The sequence below is a fragment of the Variimorphobacter sp. HTMS_6 genome, from assembly GCF_059717775.1.
Window position 1 is genome coordinate 2,684,077 of sequence record NZ_AP046094.1, and the last position, 25,915, is coordinate 2,709,991.

Consider the following 25,915-nt stretch of genomic DNA (forward strand, 5'->3'; position numbering starts at 1 on the left):
CGTCTCCCAACGTATTTCTTTCGTTATTTTGTTTTTAAGTAATTGTCGATTCCAACCGCAGCTGCTTTACCGGCTCCCATCGCAAGAATAACAGTTGCTGCTCCAGTTACTGCGTCTCCTCCGGCAAATACACCTTCTCTTGATGTAACTCCGGTCTCTTCATCAGCGATAATACATTTATATCTATTTACATCCAAACCATGGGTAGTAGATGAAATCAGAGGATTCGGACTGGTACCAAGTGACATGATTACCGTATCCAATTCTAATACAAATTCAGAATCTTTCTTCTCAATCGGCGCTCTTCTTCCGGAGGCATCCGGTTCACCAAGTTCCATCTCAACACATCGCATTCCTGAAACCCATCCATGTTCATTTACCAGGATTTCTTTCGGATTGGTTAATAGCTTAAAGATGATACCCTCTTCCTTCGCGTGATGAACCTCCTCCACTCTTGCAGGCAGTTCTTCTTCTCCACGTCGATATACGATATATACTTCAGCACCAAGTCTTAACGCTGTTCTTGCTGCATCCATTGCTACATTACCACCACCCACTACAGCAACCTTCTTACCTGCAATAATTGGTGTATCATAATTACTATCAAATGCTTTCATAAGGTTGTTACGAGTGAGGTATTCATTTGCTGAAAACACACCATTCGCATTCTCTCCGGGAATTCCCATGAATTTGGGTAAACCTGCACCTGAGCCAATAAAGACAGCTTCAAAGCCCTCTTCATCTATCAATTCATCTATCGTTAGTGATTTTCCAATTACTACATTGGTTTCTATCTTAACACCAAGTGATTTTACATTCTCGATTTCTGCCTTAACTACTGCTTCTTTTGGAAGTCTAAATTCAGGAATGCCGTAAACTAATACCCCGCCCGGTTCATGTAAGGCCTCAAATATTGTTACATCATATCCCATCTTCGCGAGGTCTCCGGCACAGGTAAGTCCTGCCGGTCCGGCACCGATTACTGCAACCTTTTTACCGTTCAGATTATTCGGTTTTTCCGGTACAATCTGATGCTCCCTTGCCCAATCGGCCACGAAGCGTTCCAGCTTTCCGATAGAGACCGGATCACCTTTGATGCCGCGTATACATCTTTGCTCACATTGTGATTCCTGAGGACACACTCTTCCGCATACAGCCGGAAGGGCTGAATATTTGCTAATGACTTGAAAGGCTTCTTCTACATCACTGTTTACAACCTCTTTTATGAATCCGGGAATATCTATGCTTACCGGGCAACCGGCTACACACTTCGGATTTTTACATTGTATACAACGAGAAGCTTCTTCCTTCGCCTCATCTAAATCATAACCATAACATACTTCTTCAAAATTAGTCGCTCTGACCTTGGGATCCTGTTCTCTGACCGGAACCTTCTTTAATACGTCCATTCTATCTCTATCCTCCATGACAAGGGATTAAGCTAACTATAGCTTAATGACATTCACAGTCCGGATGGTGGCTGGTTACCCCTTCCTTATCGCGAAGTACCTTTTTTCCCTCTTCTGTCTTATACATCTGTACACGTTTCATCGCTTCGTCAAAATTCACCAGATGACCATCAAACTCCGGTCCATCCACGCAAGCAAATTTAACTTTATCGCCGACGGATAATCTACAAGCCCCACACATGCCTGTTCCGTCTACCATAACAGGATTCATGCTGACAATAGTCTTTATTCCTAACTCCTTCGTAAGAAGGGATACAAACTTCATCATTATCATTGGACCGATTGCAACCACTAAATCATAATGCTTTCCTTGATTGTGAATCAAATCCTTGATACAGTCATTTACATTACCATGAAAGCCATAAGAACCATCATCGGTAGTTATGTATAAATCCTTTGTAATTTTCTTCATTCTATCTTCCAGAATAACTAATTCTTTATTTCTTGCACCAATAATAACGTCAACATCGTGGCCGTTCTCCTTCATCCATTTAACTTGAGGATAAACAGGTGCTGCTCCAACACCGCCGGCAATAAATAAAATATTTAATTTTGATAATTCAGTCGAATCCATATCTATCAGTTCTGATTTATGACCTAATGGTCCTGTAAAATCTTGAAATTCATCGCCTACTTCATATTGCGCCATCATAGTAGTTGATGTGCCGATCGCTTGAAAAACAATGGTCACTGTCTCGGCTTCTCTATCATAATCGCATATTGTTAAAGGAATTCGTTCTCCTCTTTCATCCATCTTTACAATTACAAATTGTCCCGGGTAACAATTCTTTGATACGCGAGGAGCCTTCACATCCATCAAATATATTGAATTGGAAAGGCTTTCCTTTTTTGTAATCGTATAACCATTCGTTCCCGTCATATCGGTAAAACCTCTTTCTTTCTCAGGTTATATATATACAAGTTATAATTTTCATTATACGTTACGCATTATAAAAAATCCAGTGAATTTTTCAAATTGACTATTAACGAAATCGTTTTCGTCATAATTAATATAATTTTTATACGCACTTTGTAAATTAAGTAAATATACATTCCATATTATGGACTTTATTCAAAAATCTTAGTAATATTTCATAAATAAAAAGCTTTCCTAAGGGCAGATTGCGTAATATTAGTCTTTGTTGAATAAAGTCCATATTTGTCATGTAATCTTGCTTTTTTTGCGTTCCAGTCTGGATAAAAATTCCTGATAATTTTCTTCTTCCGTTTGTAGTACCGCACCGGTTCTTCCTAAACGATCACATTTGCATAATAATGCTATTTCATGAATATCCACACATTTTATCAAATTCTTTAAATCTGAAAATGGTAGTGCCTTTAGCACATAGAGCATGTGCATATGATACCTTACAAGAGAGGAGGTTCTATTAATAAACTCTTCGTCTTCCGTCATTACATTCAAAAACTGTTTTGCCAGTTTCTCTCCTTCTTTATCATGATCGTATGAGGTTATTTTACCGTTTCTTACCCTGGTCGTAGTAGATTTTCCAATATCATGCAACAATGCCGCCCACATAAAACACATTCTATCTTTACTTTGCTCCCTTACCTTTGCTGCTTCATCAAGAACAAGCATTGTATGATTCCATACGCTCCCCTCAGGATGATGGGTTTTCGATTGCTCAATGTCCTTAAGCTTCCATAGCATTGTATAGGGGAAACACGAATAATCCTTCTCCTTAGAAATCATAGTTATATACTGCGACGGTTTAATATCTTCCATCAGATGCTTCATAATATCATCAAATTGTTCTTTCCTATTCTTATCTATCATGATCAGCCCTTCGGTTCATGATTCGGTTTTTCATAATGATTTGCTCTTTCATGTCCGCTTTTTGCCTTGCCCTGAATCTCCGGCACCGGTGGCGCATCATTCTTTTGTATATGCAATCTCTTGTTACTCTCCGTTCCGTGTGGCTCGGAAGGATCCGGTCTTTTCATTCCTGCTTTTGCCATACTGTACCTCCTGACTATACATCATTATGCTTTGATGATTGTTTCTTCGCATTCTTCGTATTGTTTTGATTCTCTCGGGTTAACGGTGTCTGATTATTGGCCTTCTCCATTCTGGCTCGCTTGTTATCAACCTGACTGTCTTTTGGCATAATTACCTCCTAAATTATAGCGCTTAAAAAACGTGAATTAGCGACTTACATAACTTTAGTATGTACAGTCTGACTTTACATATCCATTTATATCACCAACTCATCGATTCCTGTTAGCTGCGATAAATAATAATTGGAAAATCTTCTATCTCCGGATAAATCCTTACCAAACCACTCTGGTGGTACAAATTCATATGATGCTTTCTCATGCTGAAATTCCACTTCTACAAACACAAGTCCCAGCAGCTGATCTTCAAAGACATCAAGCTCTGCAGTCAGATTGTTATCTAGAGGAATTAAATAACGAGTCTTTTTAACCAAGTTCGTATCAATTTTAGTAAGCAGATGTTCATAAGCTTCCTTCGTTAGCGGAAGTTCCACTTCTTCATTCACTATTGCACTATCTTCTTCTTTTCGTTTCATTTTCGATTTATAAGTTAATATATAATCTTCATTGCTTTTTCGTATACGTATTGTCGGTTTGTTACAAAGATATCCTTGCTCAATCTTCTTAAAGTTATACCTGGATAAATCATTCGGTAAATGATTTATTGCATATTTGCGTTCAATTTCCATAATCTCATTGTTCCTTTCTTATATACGTTTTATTTGAATGAAATATAATAAATCCTTTACCTTATTATTATCAAATTACACATATTTTGATGTAAAATTTAAGATAAATAACTTTGGGACTTTGGAACCCCTGTTCATGTTTTTGGTATAGGAAAAAATTTTCTGCTTATACTATTGCCATGAATAAATATTTTATAAAAAACTTTATCATCTGTGGTCTCTGCGGATGGTGCATGGAATGCTTCTGGACCGGCCTGTCTTCTTTAAAAAAACATACAGATCGTAAGCTTTCCTGCAAAACTTCTATATGGATGTTTCCGATCTATGGAATGGCTGCATGTCTGACTCCACTTTGCCAAAAGCTACAACACAAGAACGCACTAATACGAGGAGGTGTCTACGCTGTATTTATCTATGCCGCAGAATACATCAGTGGTATATTATTAAAAAAATATGGTGCATGTCCTTGGGATTATAGTAAGGCAAAACTTAATTACAAAGGCGTAGTCAGATTTGATTATGCTCCGGCGTGGTTTGCTGCCGGACTTATTTTTGAAAAAATATTGAAGAAGAAATAGCGGTTTGCAACTATTGCATCCGCTATTTTTGCAATTACGCCAATTCTGTCTTTATGATACATGATTCCCTCCCCCCTAGCAATAAATTTTTACCAACTTGAAAGCCAAAATAAAAAGATGTATACTATATATGAAAATCTTGGAGTAATACTTAACTATCGATAACCGGAGGATATAAATTGCTAAAAGCCGTAATTTTCGATATGGATGGCGTAATAATAGACAGTGAACCGATGCATGCTAGAGCCGCCGTATTGGTATTAAACAAACTGAATATCGATGTAACAAAGGAATATCTAGAAACCCTGATTGGGAGTACAATGCATACAATCTGCTCCAAAATGATTCAGGATTTCAATATTAAAAACTGTTCTGTTGAAGAACTAATACAGGCTAATAACGACATGAAGAAAATATTATTAGACAAAGAAGGGCACACCGCTGTATCATATGTCACTGATTTAATCAAAAATCTATATGATAACGGTATAAAGCTTATCATCGCATCCTCCTCATCCGGCGAGGAGATTGAGAATGTTATGGATTCTCTTAAGATTAAGCATTATTTTAAGGGATACGTATCCGGAAGTACTGTTCCAAATCCAAAACCCGCTCCCGATATATTTCTTGAAGCCGCTAAACGTCTAGACGTGGATACGAGTGAATGCATCGTAATTGAGGATTCTTTTCACGGCGTAACTGCAGCAAAAGCAGCGAATATGACCTGCATCGGTTATTATAATCCCAACTCAGGGAAACAGGATTTAAGAATGGCTGATATACTAGTGGAGGGCTTTGATGAAATCGATTACTCTTTTCTTCATCAATTTTATCAACAATGCAATGGCTCAGGGATATTATTATCCACCAAAAGAACGATAATTCGTGAGCTCACTCTGGATGATATCCCGAATATGATTCGAATGTATCAACAACCGGAAATCCAAAAATATATAGATTATAGCTGTTCTTCTCTGGATTTAGAAATCGAAAAACATAAAGCTTATATTCAGAATGTATATCGATTTTATGGATATGGTCTATGGGGAGTATTTCATATATCAGACAACACTTTAATCGGGCGGTGCGGAATAGAATTAAAATCGGTTGACGGGGAAAAAGTTTTTGAACTTGGCTATCTTCTTGATCCCGCTTATCAGCAAAAAGGATATGCCACGGAATTCGTAAACGAAGTAATTAATTATTGTTTTCACATACTTAATGTTGATTGTATTACTGCATTTATTGATAAGAACAATCAAGCATCCATCAACCTAGCCTATCGTGTCGGGATGAAGCGGATTGGTGAACACAAGACAAAGTATCGTGATTGCTATAGATTTGAAGCATCGAATAACAACATATAAGATATTGATTTTCAAAAAGGAGTTAAGTGATTCATGGCAAATGGAAGAAATACAAAACAAAAGATTTTAATATTGTCCATCTTAAAAGAAGCTGCAAGACCTATGTCAATAAATGAAATTTATGCACAGGTGGTCTTAAGCTTGCCCAAGATTGCAAAATCTACCATTTACCGAAATATAGATCAACTTTTAGATCAAAATCTAATCGATAAGTATCATCTTAATGATAACGAAATCTTTTATCGTATTAAAGCAAGCACCCACGAGCACAAGCATTTTATTATTTGCGATGATTGCAAAAAGGTCTTTGACCTACCTACTTGCCCGATCCGAGATTTAGAAAACTCAATGGCGGAAAAGGGTTTTATTATTCGAGATCACCATATACAAATTAATGGTATCTGTCAAACATGTGCGAAGAATAAGATGTCTGGAACGTCAATAAATAATAAATAAAAATAGGATGTTGCACGAAACCTAATATGCAACATCCTATTTTTTATCTTGCGGTACCTGTTATGGTTGGAGTAGTATTTGTTCTCATTCCATTTGTTCCCGTGCCATTAGTTCCTGTGGTTCCAGTTCCTGTGGTTCCAGTTCCTGTGGTTCCGGTTCCTGTGCCATTACCATTAGTGTTAGGCATCATTGTAGGTGCTGTTGTGTTATAAGCAGGTGAAGTTGTTATTGTTGTCGTTGTTCTACCTGTATTTGTATTCGGTGTAGTACCGGTGTTATTCCTTGTCGTAGTACAACCTGCAAATGCCATTGTCATAGCAAAACAAATACATATCAATAATGCTAATTTTCTCTTCATGATACTCCTCCTATAAAATAATATTTACGAAGATAGTATCTCTCACTTTATTTCATTTATTCAAAAACATTTTGATACAAAATAATATTGTATTTATTAGTTTTTGAATTCTGTCATATCCGCACGGAATCGTAATGGCAGATTATTACGCTGTAATTTCGGATTTACTCTCTCCTGTATGGCTATATGATCATAGAATGTCTTCCATAAATCCCGATAATCGTCCTCTTTAAAAGATATCTGATTAATATCATCCTTATCCAATTCCGGAACTTCCACCAATATCCAAGATCTTCCCGGAACATGCATCGTTGCTACTTTGCGATTTTCATCAAATATCAAAAACTTCTCATTAGGTAAACGATCAGCAAAATGAGGTGTAATTATAGTGAGAACATGATTCTTTGGATGGATAACTGAAGTTAACAACCCATTCTCCTGTTCTGAAAATCTGACAAAGCCTAAAAAATGATGTGCTTCATTACTGACATTTTTATCAATTTTAAACATCAAATTCACAACTTCATTACTAAGTTGCTCCACGATTCTACTTCCAATGGCAAACCCAAGTATCAGAAAACGATAAATCAAATCTGCTTTATTCGGATTATCGGATAACGCAACTCTACATACCATCTCATATGCTTCTACTGATATTTTTTTTCTAATTGATTCAGCAACTTTTAATGATAAATTGTAATCTGTTTCAACAGGAATATAATCTGCAAACAATTCAATATTAGTATATTTGCTACCATAGCACTTTTCTTCAATCTTATTATTAGAATGTCCGTATCTTGAACTCCAAGCCTGGTAAATTGCTGTAAATATTCCATCAATACTATCATCACAAAGGTAAATATGCTTCGTTGTCATATGCTCAACTCCAAAAACTTTATAATAGCGCCACTTTATTCCTACTTTGAAATTCTTCGCTAAAATTTACATCATCAAATAAGGATAACTGTTTATAAGTAATGTCTTTATCTATTCCCAGTAACGGTTGATCTTTTAGTGCAATTAATTGTCTTGTTATAAAATTCTCTTCTATATTAATGGAATACATCATTCTGCCGCTACAGGTAATAAAATATACAGCGCGTTTTAAAACAATGCCCATTCTCTTTAAATCACTGAACCCTAGAACTGCACTCTTTCTAGCCATGATAATTCTTCTGGCTGAATTAACCCCAATTCCGGGAACTCGAAGCAACGTATAATAATCCGCTTTGTTTATCTCCACCGGAAACTGTTCCAGATGACGAAGCGCCCAATCACACTTAGGATCTAACAGCACATTAAAATTAGGATTTCTCTCATCTAACAATTCCATCGTCTGAAAACCGTAAAATCGTAAAAGCCAATCCGCCTGATATAATCTGTGTTCCCTAAGTAGTGGAGGTCCTGATTCTGTTGTAGGTAAGGCCACGTCCTGATTCACATTCATAAATGCAGAGTAGAACACTCTCTTCAAATCAAAATTCTGATAAAGTGTCTCTGCTACCGACATAATCTGATAATCGCTCTCCTGTGTAGCGCCGATAATCATCTGGGTGCTTTGACCGGCGGGTACGTATTTACGATTGATTAAGGGCTTCTTCTGAAATGGCACAATTCTGGTATCGTTACTAATAATATCTGTAATCTCTGGATCGCTATGACTCGTAGTTGTTATGACCTTCTTGGGTTGCAGACTATGATCCTTTAATCCAAGATAATCCATATTATTCTGTCTGCGAAGTTGAATCTGACGAATCGGCTTTAGTATATTCTGACGACTCTTATGAGGTGCAAGCTCTCTTAGGCTCTTTGCTGTTGGGAGCTCCAGATTCACACTCATACGATCGGTATACCATCCAAGCATCTCAATCAGCGCCGGATCTGCACCCGGAATGGCTTTACAATGTATATATCCATTAAAATGATGTACCTCCCGCAAAAGTCGTAAAGCCTCCAATATTAGCTCCATCGTATGGTTCGGACTCACCAGAATTCCGGAGCTTAAAAACAAGCCTTCAATATAATTCCTGCGATAAAACTCCATCGTAAGTTCAGCGATTTCCTGTGGCGTAAAAGAAGCACGTGCCACATCGTTAGAGGAACGGTTCGCACAGTATTTGCAATCAAAGATACATTCATTTGTATATAAAACTTTTAGTAGGGAGATGCATCTGCCATCTGCCGAAAAACTATGACAAATTCCGCATGCCAAGCTATTCCCTATGCCGGTGCCATTGCCACCACGATCCACTCCGCTGGAGGTACAAGCCACATCATACTTTGCCGCATCGGACAATACCTCTAGTTTGCGCTGTACAGACATATTCTCCTGTATGACCATTGCTTTTCCCCCTCACCATAACAAACATTTGTTCTTCTTTCATAATATCAAACCTCAATAAATTCGTCAAGATAATTTCAAACATTTGTTCTGTTTTCATAATCTATTATTAACGTAAGATTCGTAAAATAAACTGTCAATACTTCTCTTAATTCATCAACGCAAACATTTAGAATCAGCGATTTTACCTCTATAACTTTTAAATAAAAAACCACCTACTTTGATATCTTGTTACGGTGCCAATGATAAGTTGTATAACTTACATCGATACCGAAATAAAGATAACAAATCAAGTGGTTTATAAATGTGTGTTACTCAGGTAGTATATTTTAATGTCAAAATTTTCTTTTGTGTATTAAAATGCTTGTTGTCTTTTGCGTTTCGCAATAACCAATGAGATACAGATGATTGCTACGGCGAAACCAATCTCAATCGCCATATAACGGAAGGCTTCTGTCAAATCTTTGCTTTGAATGCTGGTTATACTCACTAGAGCATGATTCGCTTTAACATACCAATAAGAAGGAGTAAAGGAAGCAACTCGAAGCACTGAATCACCCAAGTATTGTTGCGGAACAAAGATACCACTGATAAATGCTAAGCTTAACGAGAGAGCTGTTGAAAGTGCACCGATCGACTTACGATTGTTCACAGTAATACCAATCAAATAACTGATACTTAGGGCGGTGATTGCAAATACAATTCCGTTAAGCCACATAAACAAGGTGCTTAAATTAATCATTTTGGCTTTATTCATGTTATACCCTGCTATAATAAACATCCCTAAGTATGCAAGAACAAAGACTAAGTTAGCTAACAAAAGGGTCAAGTTCAACTTTCTACTACTAATCGGAGCAGCGGTATGCCTTCTTCGAATATCAATACCATTAAAGGAAAACATGATCATACTCACGCTTGTGATAAATGCTGCGATCATAATATAAGCAAGACAATTAAAGTAAAATTCGTTGAATTCATTATTAAAAGTCACATCATCCTTCACCTTCACATTAAGTTCTACATTTGTTTCTTGCTTGAGATTTTTTGCAATATAAGTGTTCAACTGTTCTACATTTATATTCTTCATATGTTTAAGGTAAATCTTGCCCATATTAAAGTAGTTATTAATAACGTTGTCAATTGACATCGATTCTGTAGAGTCAGGGACAGTATTTTTTGATAATTGAATCATTCCGTCCTTTAGGTAATTTTCGGAAAAGCCCTTAGGTATGGTAAGGATATAACTAACCTTACCATAGAAGAGTGCATCTTTTCTTGCATCCTCACTCTCCTTTGGCTCTACAAAGTTTGCGTAACCGGACATATATTTCATAAAACCATCAATCAAAGAATTCTTACCATCTTCGTTTATCACCATGACACTAACCTTCGCAGTTTCAAATTGTTTATTATTTATCTTTGCATTTGCTGTCATAGCAACCGTTAGCATGAGGAAGATCCCTGCATATATCATAATTGCCACAAAACGCTTCTTTAAAATTTTAAAATAAATATTAAATGCTTGCATAGCTCTTCCTCCTGATTCCGATATAGGATGCAACTCCAAGGACAATTGTTATGAGAACGAGTATTGCTGTGTCCTGATAAAAACGATTATAGGTGTCGTAATAATATAAACTGTACATCGCATCTGCAACTAGATTCACCGGATTAATATAGGATAATAAAGGGAACTTTTCTGCAATTGTATACTTCATATCTGCCATCATCATACCGGACAAAAATGCTCCGCCTAATACTAAAACAGTTAGGATTGCTTCCTTTACTTCCGCCTTCTTCTTAACCCACACACCGACGGTTCCACCAAGTGCAAGACCGGTTAATGATCCAATGAAGCAGATTAATAAAAGATATAATAAGTTATTACCAAAATCCACTTTAATCACAAAATACATATATAGAAATAGTAAACTGAGGCTACCAATGTGTGCTGTAAATGCTGCCGAAAGATTACACAGGAACAACTTCATCTTATTAATCGGGGAGACATTCATTCTGGCACCACGTCCTGATAAATTAGCTTGAATATTGATCACCTCATCAAGTCCCCAATTTGCCGCATAGATACAGGTAAATGCTAATAATGCATAGAAATAAACTAACAAATTCTGAGGTTTCTTACCCTGATCAGCTGATTTGATAAATTCCTCATAATGCATAATATCATTCATCAAACCTTCCTTAATTGCATTCGGATTTTCCTTCATGATCGCTGCTACAGCATCCGATCTTTGACGGTAATTATCTAAAAATGATTTTATGATAGTCTGATTTAGTCCATTTTCCTTAATATGAAGCACCGGATCTTTGCTTCCAACAATGTAGGCCTGAATATCACCATTCTCCAGAAGCTTCTTTGCTTTGGCTTCATCACAATTTTTTACATCAAACATGTTCACGTCATTCATTTTCGCTGAGGTTAATGCTTGATTAAAGTTGTCATCCTTTGCACCCTCATTTACAAATGCAATATTAACTGTTTTAAAATCTTCAACCTTCCATAAATTATTAAAGGCAAAGAAGAAACAGGTTGCAAGTAGGATCGGGAACAAATAGCACCAAAACATACTCTCTCTATTGCGAAACAAACATTTCAGCCTGGTTACATATAATTGAATCATATCGTTCCCTCCATTAATCTCTCAATTCTTTACCGGTTATCTCTAAAAATACATCATTCAAAGTGGGCATCTCAGTGATAACCCTGCCGATCGAAATATTCTGTTCTGAAAAATGCTGCAGGATATGAACTAGATTATTCTTACCCTTACCCGACTTAATCTCAAGAAGATTATCACGATAATCAATCGAATAAATCCCAGGTATTCTTTTGATTTCATTGATCTGATGTTCTTCCATGTGATAGGTTTCAACTGTTATCTTCTCACCGATTGAAATCATTCCTTTTAATTCTTCCTTTGTTCCCTGCGCAATCACTCTTCCCTTATCGATAATTGCTATATTAGAACAAAGCTGTTCAACTTCTTCCATATAATGTGAGGTATAAATAATGGTTGCACCATTCTCATTCAGTTTCTTGATTCCCTCTAGAATCTTATTTCTACTTTGTGGATCTACTGCAACAGTCGGCTCATCTAAAATAATTAATTTTGGTTTATGAACGATACCGCATGCAATATTCAATCTTCTAAGTAAACCTCCGCTCAACTTCTTCGGATAGAACTTCACAAAATCTTCTAATGATACAAACTCAATTGCCTCCTGTGTCAGACGTTTGATTTCATTCTTATCTTTAATATAAAGGCTGCAAAAATAATAAATATTTTCATATACCGTCAACTCATCAAATACTGCAATATTCTGCATAATAATTCCGATATCTTTCTTAATGTCATATGCATTCGGATTCATTGGTTTATCAAAAATCTCAATACTTCCTTTATCGTATTTTAATAATGATAAGATACAATTGATTGCTGTTGTCTTTCCAGAACCGTTCGGTCCAAGCAAACCAAAGATCTCGCCTTCCTTCACCTGCAAATCCAAATAATCAAGTGCCACTAACTTATCATAACGTTTTACTAATCCATCTACTTTTACTACCATGAGTAATCCTCCATCCAATATTCAATTTGTTTTCCTATCTGTTGATACTACTATATAAAATCCACACATCAATTACCAGTGAACAGTGTCACGATATAAAATGACATTTGTCATGCGTTCATTATTCTTACAAGGGACGGAGAATAGGGTGGAGAAATCTATATGACTTTCCGTTATAACTTTCAGGTAATACTAAGCTTTTCTCCTGAAGCTTGATTCATTCTGTCGGAGCGAAGCGACCTCCTGTCGCACGCTCCTGAATCGTCCCTCCATGGACGATTCACAGAATTGACCTCTTCAATCGAAAAGCAAGTATTACCAGGAAAATTATAAAGTCAGTCTAATAGATTCCCCCACCCTATTCCCCTGTTCTAGTATAAAAATAAAATCAAAACATGTCCCTCGTTAAATGTACTTCATCCGCTTTTTGTGTGGGTGGAAGCGTGTCTCTGAACGATTATAATTCACGTACTTTATTTCATAGTCTGAATGTGATAAAACTCTCTCACTTACCCAAGCGCCCTCGCTCCAAATCATCGAATGAGCTTTGAAATCACCTTGAATACATCGGTTTTTGCGACCCGAGTGAGTTCAAAGAGAATGGATTCATAAGTAGTGGGAATAGCCCCTTCATAGATGGCTCTCTTAATACCGACCTGGCGGTCACTTTCCTTTCTTGATCCAACACAATCCTCTACAAGAATCACATTGTATCCCCTGTCGATCAAATCGATTACCGTCTGAAGTACACAGATATGCGCCTCAATACCGAACACTATGATGTTCTTCTTTCCTGTTGCTTCGATTTTTGCGATGATTTCCTCATTCTCTGCACAGCTAAAGGTGATTTTATCTAGGTAGGTAAAGCTTTCACCAAAAAGAACAGATAGTTCAGGCACTGTCATTCCAATTCCCTGTGTATATTGCTGTGTAACCACCATTGGAATCTTAAGCGTTTGAAGTCCTTTTATAAAAATCTCTGTATTATGTATCAGAATATCCTTGTTATCTATAACCGGAACTAATCTCTCCTGAAAATCAATTACTAATGCCATCGTATCCTCTGCTAGTATCCTCATATCTGTGCTCCTTTTCTTATTCTAGTTATCAATGGATAAAAGTATAGTCTATAGAAATTTGACCATAGTATATTCATCAACGAAAGTACCATCATTATAACGCAATGAATTAGGGATAATGCCAACAATTTCAAACCCAAAATTTTGATACACTTTTAAGGCTCTTTCATTATCTTTAACCACCTCTAATTCAACCTGTGTTACTTTATTGTCATTACACCATTTTAGACATTCTTCCATCATTTTACCACCAATGCCCAGATTACAGTATTCTTTCAACAATACAAAAGCCACTCCAGCTCTATGCCTATAACGTTAATATCCATTTACAAGCCCTACTGAGCATTGCCCTATTACTTTACCTTCAAACTCCACAACAAACCACATTCTATTTGAACTATTTAAAACATCTGTAATAATGCTTTTCTCCTGTTCAAGTGTAGTATTGAATTCACCTGGATTTCTTGCTAAAAATAAGGTTTCTTTATCAGCCGTTGATATAACTGAAATTATTTCTTCGGCATCATCAACTACAGGTTTTCTTATTATTACTGATTTACCATTTTTTAAAATGTACTTCATAAAAACCTCCATACTTTCTATACTCCGTAAAAATATGTTATACTACAAAACCGTTTTTGCTTTATTGATTTAATATTATACATTAGATAAATAGAAAATATAAGACCTTTTATTTCTCAATGAGAAAGTCTAAAGAACGATAGCTTAAACTGTGCTACCCCTTTAAAATATAGTTTCCCAGCATCCCTCTCTAAATGGATAATATAAATTATATACAACGTACATTGACATACAATCCCAGTCTATGTAATACTATTGATGAGTTAATGATTGGCACAATTACTACATACAAGTGATAGCCGGTTTATTATATATCCGATTAGTGAAAGGTACGGGAATATTTATGTATGAGATAATCGATCGCTTAATATTGTTTTTATGCTGTACTACATTGTATTTATTTAATGCTTACCATGATTTTGCCATCGTACCGATTATAATCAGTATCGTCCTCACCAGCCTTTTCTTATATTATGAGAATATTCACTATAAACTTCTGGGAAGCTTGACTTATACTTTTCTATGCTTCTTTTTCCCAGCCTATATCATCTTCTGCCCTCTTATATTCTACGATGTATTTATAAGCAAATATCAGTATGTGGTGGCTTTAGTAGCTTTTCTATTTGTCTATAAGATAAATCTTTATAGCCCGGTTACACTCTCCTTTACCATCGCATTTATGGTGTTATCATATTATTTAAAATATAGATCGGATCGATATGGAAATTTAACGAAGGAATATAATGACCTTAGGGACAACTCCGTTCAGATGTCACTCTTACTAGAGCAAAAAAATCAGAATTTACTACAAAATCAGGACTATGAAATCAACCTCGCCACACTAAATGAACGAAACCGTATTTCTAAAGAAATCCACGACAATGTAGGACATCTCCTCTCTAGAGCATTGTTACAGGTGGGGGCCATGATAGTAGTGTCCAAGGATGAATTAATAAAAGATGGCCTGACCGATTTAAAGGATTCCTTATCGGTTGGTATGGATCAAATTCGCAGCAGTATTCATAACATGTACGATGAGTCCATTGATTTATATATGCAGATCGAGCATCTGGTGAAGGACTTCACCCTCTGCTCGGTTAATTATGATTATGATATTAAAACTCCTCCTTCTTTAAAACTAAAGCAAAGCTTTATTGCAATCACCAAGGAAATGCTTACAAATATCATGCGTCATTCAAATGCAACTAAGGTAAATATCATTCTCCGAGAACACCCGGCGATGTATCAGCTAATCATACAGGACAACGGTACAATTGACAGTAAGAAGAAAAAAACGATATCCAATGCATTTGATCATCAGGAGTACGGGGACGGAATCGGTCTTCGTAATATTTTTGACCGAATTAAAAGCTTTGACGGTAATATCAATGTTACTGTAGAAAATGGTTTTCGATTATTCATATCCGTTCCAAAGAATACGGAATTAACAAACGTAGCAGATCACAACATTAGGAGGTTGTCATGAATATATTGCTCATCGATGATGATAAATTAGTTTGTTCTTCTTTAAAGATAATCCTTTCTTCCGACCCTGATATTACTGTAGTTGGAAGCGGTTTCAGTGGGATAGACGGTGTGGAATTCTATCGATCCTTAAGACCGGATGTACTTCTGATGGATATCCGTATGGAGAAAATGAGTGGACTGGAAGCCGGAGAAATTATTCTATCTGAGTTTAAAGATGCAAGAATTTTATATCTAACCACCTTTTTGGATGATGATTATATTATTAAGGCTCTACGAATCGGCGCAAAGGGATACATGATGAAACAAAATTATGAAAGCATCCTTCCTGCTCTGAAAGCAGTACATATGGGGCAAAATGTATACGATAACGAAATCATCAACAAACTCCCACACCTAATTGGTAAAACCCCAGAGTCTGAAGTGGCGCTCTTAAGTAAGTCCGGAATTACTGAGAAAGAATACGAGATAATCACCAAGATTGCTGACGGTCTCTCCAATAAAGAAATCTCTGAGCTACTGTATCTAAGTGAAGGAACCATCCGTAACAATATCAGTACGATACTTGAAAAGCTAAACTTACGTGACCGAACCCAAATTGCAATTTATTATTACAAAAATCTAAGATAATTAACTTAATGCGTGAATATGTAACCTCTCATTTTCCCTTTCATATAATACAGTATAAGAAATGATGGAGGAGTACTATGGGCGAATTACTTAAAATCGATCACCTCAGCTATACCTATCATACTCTTGATGGAGAAACACCGGCTTTATTCGATGTTTCTTTTCATGTAAATGAAGGCGAATTTGTAGCAATCGTCGGCCCAAGCGGCTGCGGCAAATCTACTCTTCTCTCCTTGATAGCCGGTTTACTCTCACCCAGCAGTGGTTCGATATATATCAATGGCAGCGACTTAAAATCTTCCGGTAAAAACATCGGTTATATGCTACAAAAAGATCAATTACTTGATTGGCGTGACACCTTAAAGAATGTCACACTAGGTCTGGAAATACAGCATAAGCTGTCTGACAATAGCTACGTTCAAATCAATAAATTCTTGAATACTTATGGATTAATCACATTTAAAAATTCCTTTCCTTCCGGTTTGTCGGGTGGTATGAGACAAAGGGCAGCACTCATTCGTACCTTACTCCTTGAGCCGGATATCTTATTGCTGGATGAACCATTTTCGGCGCTCGATTTTCAAACACGTCTGGAAGTTTCCGATGATATCTGGGGAATTATCCGAAAAGAAAAGAAAACAGCAATTCTAATAACGCATGACATCTCCGAAGCGATCAGTATGGCGGATCGCGTTATCATATTATCCGCTCGTCCCGGAACTGTAAAACAGATTAAAGATATTAATCTTTCCATCGAGAACCGTACTCCCTTTGCAGCACGAAGCGCACCCGAGTTTAACGAGTATTTCAATGAAATATGGAAGGAGTTAACGAATCATGACCAGAAAGAGCAAACAGGTTGAAGCGAATGAACTTCGGGTCTCTGCTGCCCAGCAGGCTTATGTGTATAAGCTTAGAAAGCAACGCATGTGGATACGTTTCTACCAGTTTATTATTCTGATCGGCTTTCTACTGACCTGGGAAATCACAGCAAGGCTTGGAATTATCAATTCCTTTGTATTCTCCAGCCCCTCCAGAGTGTGCATCGCAATCTATGAAATGGCTCTCACAGGCAAACTATTTTATCATGTAGGAATCACATTACTGGAGACCTTCATAAGCTTTACCCTGGTAAATGTCTTCGGAATATTATTGGCTGTAATTCTATGGTGGAACCATAGCGTATCCCAAGTACTGGAACCCTACTTAATCGTATTGAATTCACTTCCAAAATCAGCACTAGCTCCTATATTCATCGTATGGCTAGGGAATAATATGAAAACCATCATCGTTGCGGCAATTTCGGTTGCAGTATTCGGTACCATCATAAATCTATACTCTGATTTTAAACACGTGGAGGAAGATAAGATTAAGTTGATTTATACCCTTGGGGGTAAGAAAAAGGATGTGTTAACCAAGGTTGTTCTCCCCTCCAATCTACCCTCCATCATCAGCCAGATGAAGGTAAACATCGGCCTATCCCTTGTCGGCGTTATTATCGGAGAATTCCTTGCTGCAAAGGCAGGCTTAGGTTACCTGATAATCTACGGCAGCCAAGTTTTTAAACTGGATTGGGTCGTCATGTCGATCGTTATTCTGTGTATTGTTGCTACCGGCTTATATAAACTACTTACTTATTTTGAAAAGAGGTTTTCAAAATAGTTCAAAGTGATACACAAATCAAGGTATTCGTAGTTCATCTATGCATGAAGTTACTTCGTATGCATGAAATCATTCCAGAACCGGCCTCATTAACTTTTCACTTTATATCAAGTGTTTTTTACATGAATGATATTTTCAGATTCCTATGGGAAAAGATCGTGTATCCTTCACTGCTCGATTTTTTATCTTTAGGATACTCTGGATTTATCACTTTACAATAATTTTCTTATTGTTAAAAAGCGTGTGATTATTATATCTGGGATTCATTCTCTCAGGCAAATAATAATCATACGCTCTTTCGTGCATCTCTAAATGTTATACTAAAAGTATTTAATATTGAAAAATTGAACTTTATTTTATTCGAGTATAGCTCCGGTACTACCCGAGGTTACAAGTTTGGCATAACGCTTCAGATATCCCTTTGCCGTAATCTCTCTTGGCTGCCACTTACTTCTACGTTCCCTGAGTTCTTCCTCTGAAACTAGTACATTGATGGAATGACCGTGTATATCAATTTCAATGTTATCTCCTTCTTCAATCAAAGCGATATTTCCGCCTACTGCTGCCTCAGGTGATACATGACCGATCGCAGCTCCTCTGGTCGCTCCCGAAAAACGTCCATCAGTAATCAGTGCTACACTATCGCCTAATCCACTGCCCATAATAGCGGAGGTGGGATTTAACATTTCACGCATTCCGGGACCACCCTTTGGTCCCTCATAACGGATAATGATTACATCTCCCTTATTAATCTCTCCTCCATAGATTGCAGTAATGGCCTGTTCTTCACTATCGTAAACTCTGGCAGGTCCAGTGTGCTTCATCATCTTTTCATCAACTGCGGAGCGTTTTACCACGCAGCCATCCGGAGCCAAATTTCCTTTTAATACGGCGATACCACCATATTTGCTATATGGATCTTCTATAGTACGAATAATCTCCGTATTCAACACCTCATGATCCTCTATGTTTTCTCCGACAGTTTTTCCTGTACACGTAATCAGATTTGTATGTAATAATCCTAATTTATTGATTTCATTCATGACAGCCGAGATACCTCCAGCTTCATTCAGGTCCTCAATATAATGATTTCCTGCCGGGGCTAGATGGCATAGATTCGGGGTCTTATCTGAGATGTCATTTGCCATATCGAGATTAATTGCGATTTCACATTCATGAGCAATGGCAGGAAGATGTAACATACTGTTCGTGCTGCAACCCAATGCCATATCGATTGTAAGTGCATTATGAAAAGCTTCTTCTGTCATAATATCTCTCGGCTTAATATCCTTTTCCACCAGATCCATAATCTGCATTCCAACTTCCTTGGCAAGACGCAATCTCGCGGAATATACAGCCGGTATCGTACCGTTACCGGGCAACCCCATACCCAAAACTTCGGTTAAGCAGTTCATACTATTTGCCGTAAACATACCGGAGCAGGACCCACAGGTCGGGCACGCCTTGTTCTCGAATTCACATAACTGCTGCTCGCTTAACTTTCCTGTTTTAAATTCACTAACAGCCTCTGATACATTCGAATAACTGATTTTGCTATGATTCCATCTACCTGCAAGCATTGGACCTCCACTAACAAATATTGAAGGGACATTCAGCCTCGCCGCCGCCATAAGGAGCCCCGGTACATTCTTATCACAATTTGGTACCATAACAAGGCCATCAAAAGGATGTGCTGTAGCCATCGCTTCGGTGGAATCGGCAATCAATTCTCTGGTCACTAAGGAATACTTCATTCCCTGATGCCCCATTGCGATACCGTCACATACTGCTATCGCCGGAAATACAATTGGAACGCCACCTGCCATGGACACGCCCTGCTTCACTGCTTCGACTATTTTATCAAGGTTCATATGCCCGGGAACAATTTCATTCTGTGAGCTGACGATTCCGATTAATGGCTTTGACAACTCTTTATCAGTTAATCCAAGTGCATGTAATAAGGATCTTTGGGGTGCTGCATTTACACCTTTGGTTATAATATCACTTCTCATATTCTATACTCCTTTCTGGCGAACAACGTTGTATTATTACTTCTGCGTTGTATTACAATATACACCTTTCGTTGTATGATGTCAATATAGTTGTATTACATACAATCCAATATTTTAGTAATACTATGACAATACAAAATGCGGAATGTGCTTTATCGTATTATTTTACCAATCGCGTTCTGCCATAGAGCGATAAATACTATTATCATGGAAGTATTTGATGACATATGTGCACCCTTCATAGAGTAATTTTTAATCGATAGCATAAGAAAGAGTGTGTAAATCAGTAATCTACACACTCGAAATATTCCCTATTTTTTTATTGTCCCATAAACCCAAAACGCAAATCAACCCCAAGTTTATTATTCTTTGAATTCATAATATCCTTCGTTATCGTTATGTCTAAACCGTTCCCTGAACCAATATCGCAATCCGGATCTTTGAAGGTTATATTTAGCACTCGTGTTTTACTATTATAGTTGTAATTATAGAGATTTGAAATATAACTGGAATGTTTACCTTCCATGATCTGAATGGTTTTCTCATTCAATGACTTTGGATTCATGTCCTGTGCAAATACTACCTTTATGTTTGTAGATGGTGATACATTTTCACTGCCGTATCTTGGATAAGTTGACTTAACCCAATTTTTATATGCATATTTTGAATTTAAAGGATCGATTTTAGTAGTATTATTGATGTCCGGTGGTGCTTCTTCTGTAACTGCAGGAGGAGTAACTGTTATCGGTGAAGTTGGATGACCATCATTATCCAGCTGCGTCGAGATATTGCAACAACTTTCATTAACATCCATTTTGGAAGTATTTACATCGCATAGGGGATTTTCTGTGGGAGTTGCTTTTGTCTGGCTATCAATTATTAGTTGAACAGTTTTCGTTTTGTCCGTCGCTGTTGTCTTATTTTCTTCATTTACCTTCTGCCCACAGGATATTAAGCTAGATGCAAGTAATAAAAACATAACTACTGTTATTCTCTTTTTCATACATCCCCCTCTCACTTCTCTTGATATTACCTATTTCCCTAAACTATAATTAGTTCTTAAAGCAATAATAGTACATGCAAAAGCAGCCTCTCCTATCACCAATATATCTCTATAAATCCAACTCCTTAATTGCATGTAATATATGAATCTTCATCGCATGCTTGGCGCCTTCGGCATTTCTCGCTTCCATAAATTCCATAATCATCTTATGATCTTGTATGGTCGCCTCCACCGCCTTTTCTTTTCTCTTTGACAGGATTACTCCCTGATCAATTGCCTTATATATGACCGGCATCAGCTTGTCCATGAATTCATTATGTGTCGCTTTTGCAATCGCCTTATGAAATGCTCTCTCCGTATTGGTGCGATTTTCTTTCTTTGCAATATTGAGTTCAATTCTTTTACCCAGTTCAATAATGTGTCTGATCTCTTCATCCCCTGCTCTCATCGTAGCCAGATAAACTGCCTCCGGTTCAAAGATCAATCGCATCTCATATAAATCCTTGAGATTTGCCTTGCCTCCTGTTAACACCTCAAATTCACCGTTATCATCGATTGACATATCAGGCTTTACAAAGGTACCTTTTCCCCTGTCAATCTCAAGAACTCCTCTGGTGACAAGAATCCGAATTGCTTCCCTTAGGGTTGTCCTGCTCACATTCAGCTCCGCAGACAAATCATTTTCATTCGGAAGCTTATCCCCCGGGCAAAATCTCTTCTCTATTGTAATCATAGACAGCAAAGTATCCGCTATACTCTCTGACAATCTCTTCTTTTCCATATATCAGCCTCATTCATATACTATTTATTTCCTTTTATTATATCGTAATAATAACTTGTTGGCTATAACAAAGTAACCCAGCCTGCTAGATAACAAATCTTTTCACCATCCAACTTATTATTCATGAACTAAATTACCATTAACCGCTTCCGCTAAATCCATCCATTGCAGATTAGGTTTAGCAACAACTCTCAAAACGAATAAATGTCTTGAAGTCATCCCCCATAATTTGGTATATTATATTATAGATAAATATTTCCATTGTCGGACTATACATGAATTCATTATGATTAAGGAGGTTTTTATGAAAAAAGGATGGACAGGCAAAAAGCGATATATTTTACTCGGAGTTCTACTCGTTTTAACAATCATATTCACAGTCTACAAATTATCCTCCGGCTATATATCCCCCGTAAAAGCATCTAATCTCATGGCAGAAATAAAGTCAAATAACGTAGCGAAAAAAGCACCGGATGACAAATTCATCAAGAGTGTTGACAACTTCTCCCTAAGGCTTTTCAACGCCAGCAAGTCAAATGAGAAGAACACTTTAATATCTCCTTTATCCGTATTAATTGCATTATCAATGACCGAAAATGGTGCAGATAAAGAGACCTTATCACAAATGAGCCAAGTTCTTGGTGGTGATATCCCTCTAACGGATTGGAATCAATATATAAATTCCTACCTCATGGATTTACCCAACATCAAATCAAATATCTCCAATTCCATATGGTATCGTGACTGCGATGATCTAAAGATAAAGAAAACATTTCTTCAAACAAATGCTGATTACTATAAAGCTTCTATCTACCAAGCTGCATTTGACAACCAAACAAAGAAGGATATTAATCACTGGGTGAAAGCAAATACTCATGGATTAATCAATCATGTTATCGATAAAATTAATACTAATGATATCATGTATCTGATCAACACCATATTCTTTGATGCAAGATGGGATGAAGTATATAAAAAAGAGAAGATCTCCAATATGGTCTTTCAAAATGAAGATGGCTCCACCTCTTCCGTGCCCGGAATGAGTTCCGGTGAAAGCATCTATATCAGTGATGATAAGGCTACCGGTTTTATGAAACCGTATTACGGGGATGATTATCGTTTTGTTGCGATACTACCGAATGAAGGAATAAGCCTACAAGAATATACGAAAGATCTCACAGGAGAAAAACTATATACTCTGCTAGATAAGACACAATCGGAATCGGTACAAACAGTTATACCAAAACTAAAATATGATTATTCCATTAATCTGAATGAGCCTCTGAAACAGCTCGGAATAAAGGATGCATTTTCCATTAATCAAGCCAACTTCTCCAATATGGGTGAATCTAGTCAAGGAAATATCTACATCAGTAAGGTGATTCATAAAGCCTTTATATCGATTGATGAGCTTGGAACGAAAGCCGGCGCTGTAACAGTTGTTGATATGGGTAAAAGCTCAGCAACGATAAGTAAAAGCGTCATACTAGATCGTCCTTTCTTATTTGTCATTATTGATACCAGCACAAAGATTCCGCTGTTTATGGGAACAGTAACCAACCTTAATTAGTTAGTACAAACGCACTGACCTGTACAATCTTCTATTGCGAAAACAGTCCGTGTCGGGTAAAATTAATAGTATAATGATTAGGAGGATTCTTGAAATGAAAGACTTTGTTATTACAACTGATTCAAACTGCGACCTGCTAGAAAGTTATATAGAGGAAAAACAAATTCATATTATCCCCCACTACTATGATATCGAAGGTGTAACCTATGGAGATGATGTCATTCTCACCCCCAAGGAATTCTATGACAAGATGAGAACCGGTCTGATGCCTACCACCATGGCAAGTAATCCTGACTACATACTCAGAACCTTTCAATCCTTCGTGGACCAAGACCTTGACATCCTACACATCAGTTTCTCCTCAGAATTAAGCAGCGGCTGCAGCAATGTAACCGGTGGTGCAAAAGAGATCTGCGAAGAGAATCCGGGTGCAAAAATTACGGTAATCGATACCCTAAATGCTTCCCTAGGCGAAGGCATGTTTATCATGAAAGCTGTTCAGATGAAGGAAGCAGGCAAATCCCTTGATGAAATCGTTGAATACCTAGAAAAGATCAAACAAGAGTTTTGTGTACGTTTCATCGTTGATGATCTCGGACATCTTCAAAGAGGCGGACGAATCTCCAAAACTTCAGCCTTCTTCGGTTCTCTGATTGGCGTAAAGCCTGTCCTCTATATTAACTCCGATGGACAGTTAGTACCCTTAACAACCGCAAGAGGACGCAAGAAATCCTTATCCTTAATCTGTAATGATATGTTAGATAGTATGGGCAAGTATCTAGAAAGTGATGATCCAATCTGTATCGTTCACGGCGATTCCCTCGATGATGCAAAATACCTCGAAGAATTAATCCTTGAGAAGCTTCCTAACAAGAAGATAATCATCAACTACATCACCCCCAGCATCGGCGCACACTCCGGCCCCGGAGCAATCGGCTTATGCTTTATGGGTGAAAAGAGATAAACAAGATATGAAAAGGCTACCCTAAAACATGGGTAGCCTTTATTACACTCATACTGATATATGTAGTTATATAATTAAACGAAACCACCATAAATATCAATGCATAAGTTTTTTAAATTGTTCTTGAAATTTACCCATCTTTATAATAGAATAGTTGAGTAGCCATTCAATACTTAATATTTTATGTTTATGCTTCCCTAGCTCAGTTGGTAGAGCAACGCATTCGTAATGCGTAGGTCGTGGGTTCGAGTCCCATGGGGAGCTGTTTTTTATGCCTTCAGCTCTACTCCACATTACCCCCAACTACTGCCTTACGCGAAACAAAGGCACTTCCGGTATGATCAATCACTTCACCGCCAACCTCACCGTACACTTCCAGCTCACCGCTGTTCGTTATGCTACCGCCAACACATCCAAAGACATAGGCTTTGCTACCTTCTTCAATAGTAAGATCTTTTGTTATTGTTCCGTAAAGCTGCATAACCGCACTATTCTTTACTGTAACGTATCCAGTTATTGTAGAGTTGATGGTTGTTTCCTCTACTACTGTTAAATCTTCTTCCATATTTTCTTCAAGAATCACGATATCAGCTCCTTTCATATATACCAAATAGTACCACTTTTCTCGATCTTTTTCAATAATTATTCCACAAAAATCAGAATATACGTTCTGAAATTTGTTACTAAATGTATTAGTAATCATATATATTAGTGGCTTAGTTATCTTAATGAAGGATATTTATAAATAACAAAATACAGATTATTATGAAAAAAGATACAAAGAAGATACAAGTAGCCCTTATTGTCTTTACTCCTTGTAAAATCTCCGCTAAAAGTGCTGTATTAATCTCTGATTGATCGAGTTCCCCCTTCTCTACAATATAATCTTTCCCCGCTTCATCATTATGTATTTGATACATATTATAGTCCTTTAAACTCTCCTTTGGTATTTCCTTAGTTTCATAGATATCTAAATTCGCTAATAATGCATCTAATTTTCTTTTTGTCATAATAAACCTCCCACTTATATCCCATTGTTTACCATTATTATATCAATACTAACCATAACTGTAAAGGTAACCAAATACAAGCTTCTCAAACTAGAACAATATGTTAACATGCTGAAATTCTCGTGCCTAAGCGGTTACCGAGTAAAACCTCATAGTCACGAAGTGCGTATCCTGACTGAAAGTTTTTTCTATACTAGAAAGTATTGCAATGTCCTAGTATGGAAAAAGACCTATCAGAATTCACTGATAGGTCTTATAGTCGATGCGATGGAATCCGT

General features: G+C 37.1%; 29 protein-coding genes and 1 tRNA gene. 10 read left to right on the plus strand and 20 right to left on the minus strand.

Annotated elements, in window-relative coordinates:
- Positions 1-23: 23 nt before the first annotated feature.
- From gltA to AC6IWN_RS12165, 6 genes are all read right to left on the minus strand, one after another.
- Positions 24-1,409, minus strand: a complete 1,386-nt coding sequence (gene gltA, locus AC6IWN_RS12140) for an NADPH-dependent glutamate synthase (RefSeq protein ID WP_497987677.1) — start codon at positions 1,407-1,409, stop codon at positions 24-26.
- Between the two features lie 43 nt (positions 1,410-1,452).
- The gene (locus tag AC6IWN_RS12145; protein ID WP_497987678.1) at positions 1,453-2,349 is read right to left on the minus strand and encodes a sulfide/dihydroorotate dehydrogenase-like FAD/NAD-binding protein; all 897 of its coding nucleotides are present in this window, start codon (positions 2,347-2,349) and stop codon (positions 1,453-1,455) included.
- Between the two features lie 282 nt (positions 2,350-2,631).
- Positions 2,632-3,264: an HDIG domain-containing metalloprotein gene (locus AC6IWN_RS12150; protein WP_497987679.1), complete on the minus strand. Its 633-nt coding sequence runs from the start codon at positions 3,262-3,264 to the stop codon at positions 2,632-2,634.
- A gap of 2 nt (positions 3,265-3,266) precedes the next feature.
- Entirely contained in the window at positions 3,267-3,446 is a 180-nt protein-coding gene (locus AC6IWN_RS12155) for a hypothetical protein (RefSeq protein WP_497987680.1), read from the minus strand.
- Positions 3,447-3,460: 14 nt separating this feature from the next.
- Positions 3,461-3,595 carry a hypothetical protein gene (locus AC6IWN_RS12160; RefSeq protein WP_497987681.1) on the minus strand — a complete coding sequence of 45 codons (135 nt, stop codon included), beginning with the start codon at positions 3,593-3,595 and terminating at the stop codon, positions 3,461-3,463.
- A gap of 87 nt (positions 3,596-3,682) precedes the next feature.
- The gene (locus AC6IWN_RS12165) at positions 3,683-4,171 is read right to left on the minus strand and encodes a CYTH domain-containing protein (RefSeq protein WP_497987682.1); all 489 of its coding nucleotides are present in this window, start codon (positions 4,169-4,171) and stop codon (positions 3,683-3,685) included.
- A gap of 179 nt (positions 4,172-4,350) precedes the next feature.
- Here AC6IWN_RS12165 and AC6IWN_RS12170 point away from each other — a divergent pair, with 179 nt between their 5' ends.
- The 3 genes from AC6IWN_RS12170 to AC6IWN_RS12180 all read left to right on the plus strand — a co-directional run bounded on the left by AC6IWN_RS12170 (position 4,351) and on the right by AC6IWN_RS12180 (position 6,572).
- Positions 4,351-4,749 (plus strand): putative ABC transporter permease, encoded by a 399-nt coding sequence (locus AC6IWN_RS12170; protein ID WP_497987683.1) that lies wholly within the window; start codon positions 4,351-4,353, stop codon positions 4,747-4,749.
- A 179-nt stretch (positions 4,750-4,928) separates the two neighbouring features.
- Entirely contained in the window at positions 4,929-6,116 is a 1,188-nt protein-coding gene (locus AC6IWN_RS12175; RefSeq protein ID WP_497987684.1) for a GNAT family N-acetyltransferase, read from the plus strand.
- Positions 6,117-6,149: 33 nt separating this feature from the next.
- Positions 6,150-6,572 carry a Fur family transcriptional regulator gene (locus AC6IWN_RS12180; protein ID WP_497987685.1) on the plus strand — a complete coding sequence of 141 codons (423 nt, stop codon included), beginning with the start codon at positions 6,150-6,152 and terminating at the stop codon, positions 6,570-6,572.
- Between the two features lie 43 nt (positions 6,573-6,615).
- Here the strand turns inward: AC6IWN_RS12180 and AC6IWN_RS12185 are convergent, their stop codons facing one another.
- From AC6IWN_RS12185 to AC6IWN_RS12225, 9 genes are all read right to left on the minus strand, one after another.
- Entirely contained in the window at positions 6,616-6,930 is a 315-nt protein-coding gene (locus tag AC6IWN_RS12185) for a hypothetical protein (RefSeq protein WP_497987686.1), read from the minus strand.
- A gap of 96 nt (positions 6,931-7,026) precedes the next feature.
- Complete coding sequence (locus AC6IWN_RS12190) at positions 7,027-7,806, minus strand: TIGR03915 family putative DNA repair protein (RefSeq protein WP_497987687.1); 780 nt, start codon at positions 7,804-7,806, stop codon at positions 7,027-7,029.
- Positions 7,807-7,825: 19 nt separating this feature from the next.
- Positions 7,826-9,271 (minus strand): putative DNA modification/repair radical SAM protein, encoded by a 1,446-nt coding sequence (locus AC6IWN_RS12195; RefSeq protein ID WP_497987688.1) that lies wholly within the window; start codon positions 9,269-9,271, stop codon positions 7,826-7,828.
- A gap of 355 nt (positions 9,272-9,626) precedes the next feature.
- On the minus strand, positions 9,627-10,799 hold the full coding sequence (locus AC6IWN_RS12200) for an ABC transporter permease (RefSeq protein ID WP_497987689.1): 1,173 nt from the start codon (positions 10,797-10,799) through the stop codon (positions 9,627-9,629).
- Positions 10,786-11,913, minus strand: coding sequence for an ABC transporter permease (locus AC6IWN_RS12205; RefSeq protein WP_497987690.1), 1,128 nt, complete (start codon positions 11,911-11,913; stop codon positions 10,786-10,788). The genes AC6IWN_RS12200 and AC6IWN_RS12205 overlap by 14 nt, the downstream gene beginning before the upstream one ends.
- Before the next feature lie 13 nt (positions 11,914-11,926).
- Positions 11,927-12,859 (minus strand): ABC transporter ATP-binding protein, encoded by a 933-nt coding sequence (locus tag AC6IWN_RS12210; protein WP_497987691.1) that lies wholly within the window; start codon positions 12,857-12,859, stop codon positions 11,927-11,929.
- Between the two features lie 533 nt (positions 12,860-13,392).
- Positions 13,393-13,938, minus strand: a complete 546-nt coding sequence (locus tag AC6IWN_RS12215; protein WP_497987692.1) for a hydrolase — start codon at positions 13,936-13,938, stop codon at positions 13,393-13,395.
- Positions 13,939-13,986: 48 nt separating this feature from the next.
- The gene (locus AC6IWN_RS12220; RefSeq protein WP_497987693.1) at positions 13,987-14,232 is read right to left on the minus strand and encodes a GNAT family N-acetyltransferase; all 246 of its coding nucleotides are present in this window, start codon (positions 14,230-14,232) and stop codon (positions 13,987-13,989) included.
- 21 nt (positions 14,233-14,253) lie between these two features.
- Positions 14,254-14,520 carry a GNAT family N-acetyltransferase gene (locus AC6IWN_RS12225; RefSeq protein WP_497987694.1) on the minus strand — a complete coding sequence of 89 codons (267 nt, stop codon included), beginning with the start codon at positions 14,518-14,520 and terminating at the stop codon, positions 14,254-14,256.
- 343 nt (positions 14,521-14,863) lie between these two features.
- Between AC6IWN_RS12225 and AC6IWN_RS12230 the strand changes: the two genes are divergently transcribed.
- From AC6IWN_RS12230 to AC6IWN_RS12245, 4 genes are all read left to right on the plus strand, one after another.
- Positions 14,864-16,006, plus strand: a complete 1,143-nt coding sequence (locus AC6IWN_RS12230; protein ID WP_497987695.1) for a sensor histidine kinase — start codon at positions 14,864-14,866, stop codon at positions 16,004-16,006.
- Positions 16,003-16,635 (plus strand): response regulator, encoded by a 633-nt coding sequence (locus AC6IWN_RS12235; protein WP_497987696.1) that lies wholly within the window; start codon positions 16,003-16,005, stop codon positions 16,633-16,635. The genes AC6IWN_RS12230 and AC6IWN_RS12235 overlap by 4 nt, the downstream gene beginning before the upstream one ends.
- A 77-nt stretch (positions 16,636-16,712) precedes the next feature.
- On the plus strand, positions 16,713-17,498 hold the full coding sequence (locus AC6IWN_RS12240) for an ABC transporter ATP-binding protein (protein ID WP_497987697.1): 786 nt from the start codon (positions 16,713-16,715) through the stop codon (positions 17,496-17,498).
- Entirely contained in the window at positions 17,473-18,297 is an 825-nt protein-coding gene (locus AC6IWN_RS12245; RefSeq protein WP_497987698.1) for an ABC transporter permease, read from the plus strand. Before AC6IWN_RS12240 ends, AC6IWN_RS12245 begins: the two co-directional genes overlap by 26 nt.
- A 356-nt stretch (positions 18,298-18,653) precedes the next feature.
- Here the strand turns inward: AC6IWN_RS12245 and ilvD are convergent, their stop codons facing one another.
- The 3 genes from ilvD to AC6IWN_RS12260 form a co-directional block, all read right to left on the minus strand.
- Entirely contained in the window at positions 18,654-20,309 is a 1,656-nt protein-coding gene (gene ilvD / locus AC6IWN_RS12250) for a dihydroxy-acid dehydratase (protein WP_497987699.1), read from the minus strand.
- A gap of 319 nt (positions 20,310-20,628) precedes the next feature.
- Positions 20,629-21,312 carry an Ig-like domain-containing protein gene (locus AC6IWN_RS12255; RefSeq protein ID WP_497987700.1) on the minus strand — a complete coding sequence of 228 codons (684 nt, stop codon included), beginning with the start codon at positions 21,310-21,312 and terminating at the stop codon, positions 20,629-20,631.
- 109 nt (positions 21,313-21,421) lie between these two features.
- On the minus strand, positions 21,422-22,093 hold the full coding sequence (locus tag AC6IWN_RS12260) for a FadR/GntR family transcriptional regulator (protein WP_497987701.1): 672 nt from the start codon (positions 22,091-22,093) through the stop codon (positions 21,422-21,424).
- Positions 22,094-22,397: 304 nt separating this feature from the next.
- Here AC6IWN_RS12260 and AC6IWN_RS12265 point away from each other — a divergent pair, with 304 nt between their 5' ends.
- The 3 genes from AC6IWN_RS12265 (at position 22,398) to AC6IWN_RS12275 (ending at position 24,891) form a co-directional block, all read left to right on the plus strand.
- Entirely contained in the window at positions 22,398-23,663 is a 1,266-nt protein-coding gene (locus tag AC6IWN_RS12265; RefSeq protein WP_497987702.1) for a serpin family protein, read from the plus strand.
- Between the two features lie 94 nt (positions 23,664-23,757).
- Positions 23,758-24,627, plus strand: a complete 870-nt coding sequence (locus AC6IWN_RS12270; RefSeq protein WP_497987703.1) for a DegV family protein — start codon at positions 23,758-23,760, stop codon at positions 24,625-24,627.
- A gap of 191 nt (positions 24,628-24,818) precedes the next feature.
- Positions 24,819-24,891: transfer RNA gene (locus AC6IWN_RS12275), tRNA-Thr, on the plus strand.
- A gap of 19 nt (positions 24,892-24,910) precedes the next feature.
- Here AC6IWN_RS12275 and AC6IWN_RS12280 read toward each other — a convergent pair.
- Together AC6IWN_RS12280 and AC6IWN_RS12285 are read right to left on the minus strand one after the other, a co-directional pair.
- Entirely contained in the window at positions 24,911-25,237 is a 327-nt protein-coding gene (locus AC6IWN_RS12280) for a hypothetical protein (protein ID WP_497987704.1), read from the minus strand.
- Between the two features lie 115 nt (positions 25,238-25,352).
- Positions 25,353-25,637, minus strand: coding sequence for a hypothetical protein (locus tag AC6IWN_RS12285; RefSeq protein WP_497987705.1), 285 nt, complete (start codon positions 25,635-25,637; stop codon positions 25,353-25,355).
- Between the last annotated feature and the right edge of the window lie 278 nt (positions 25,638-25,915).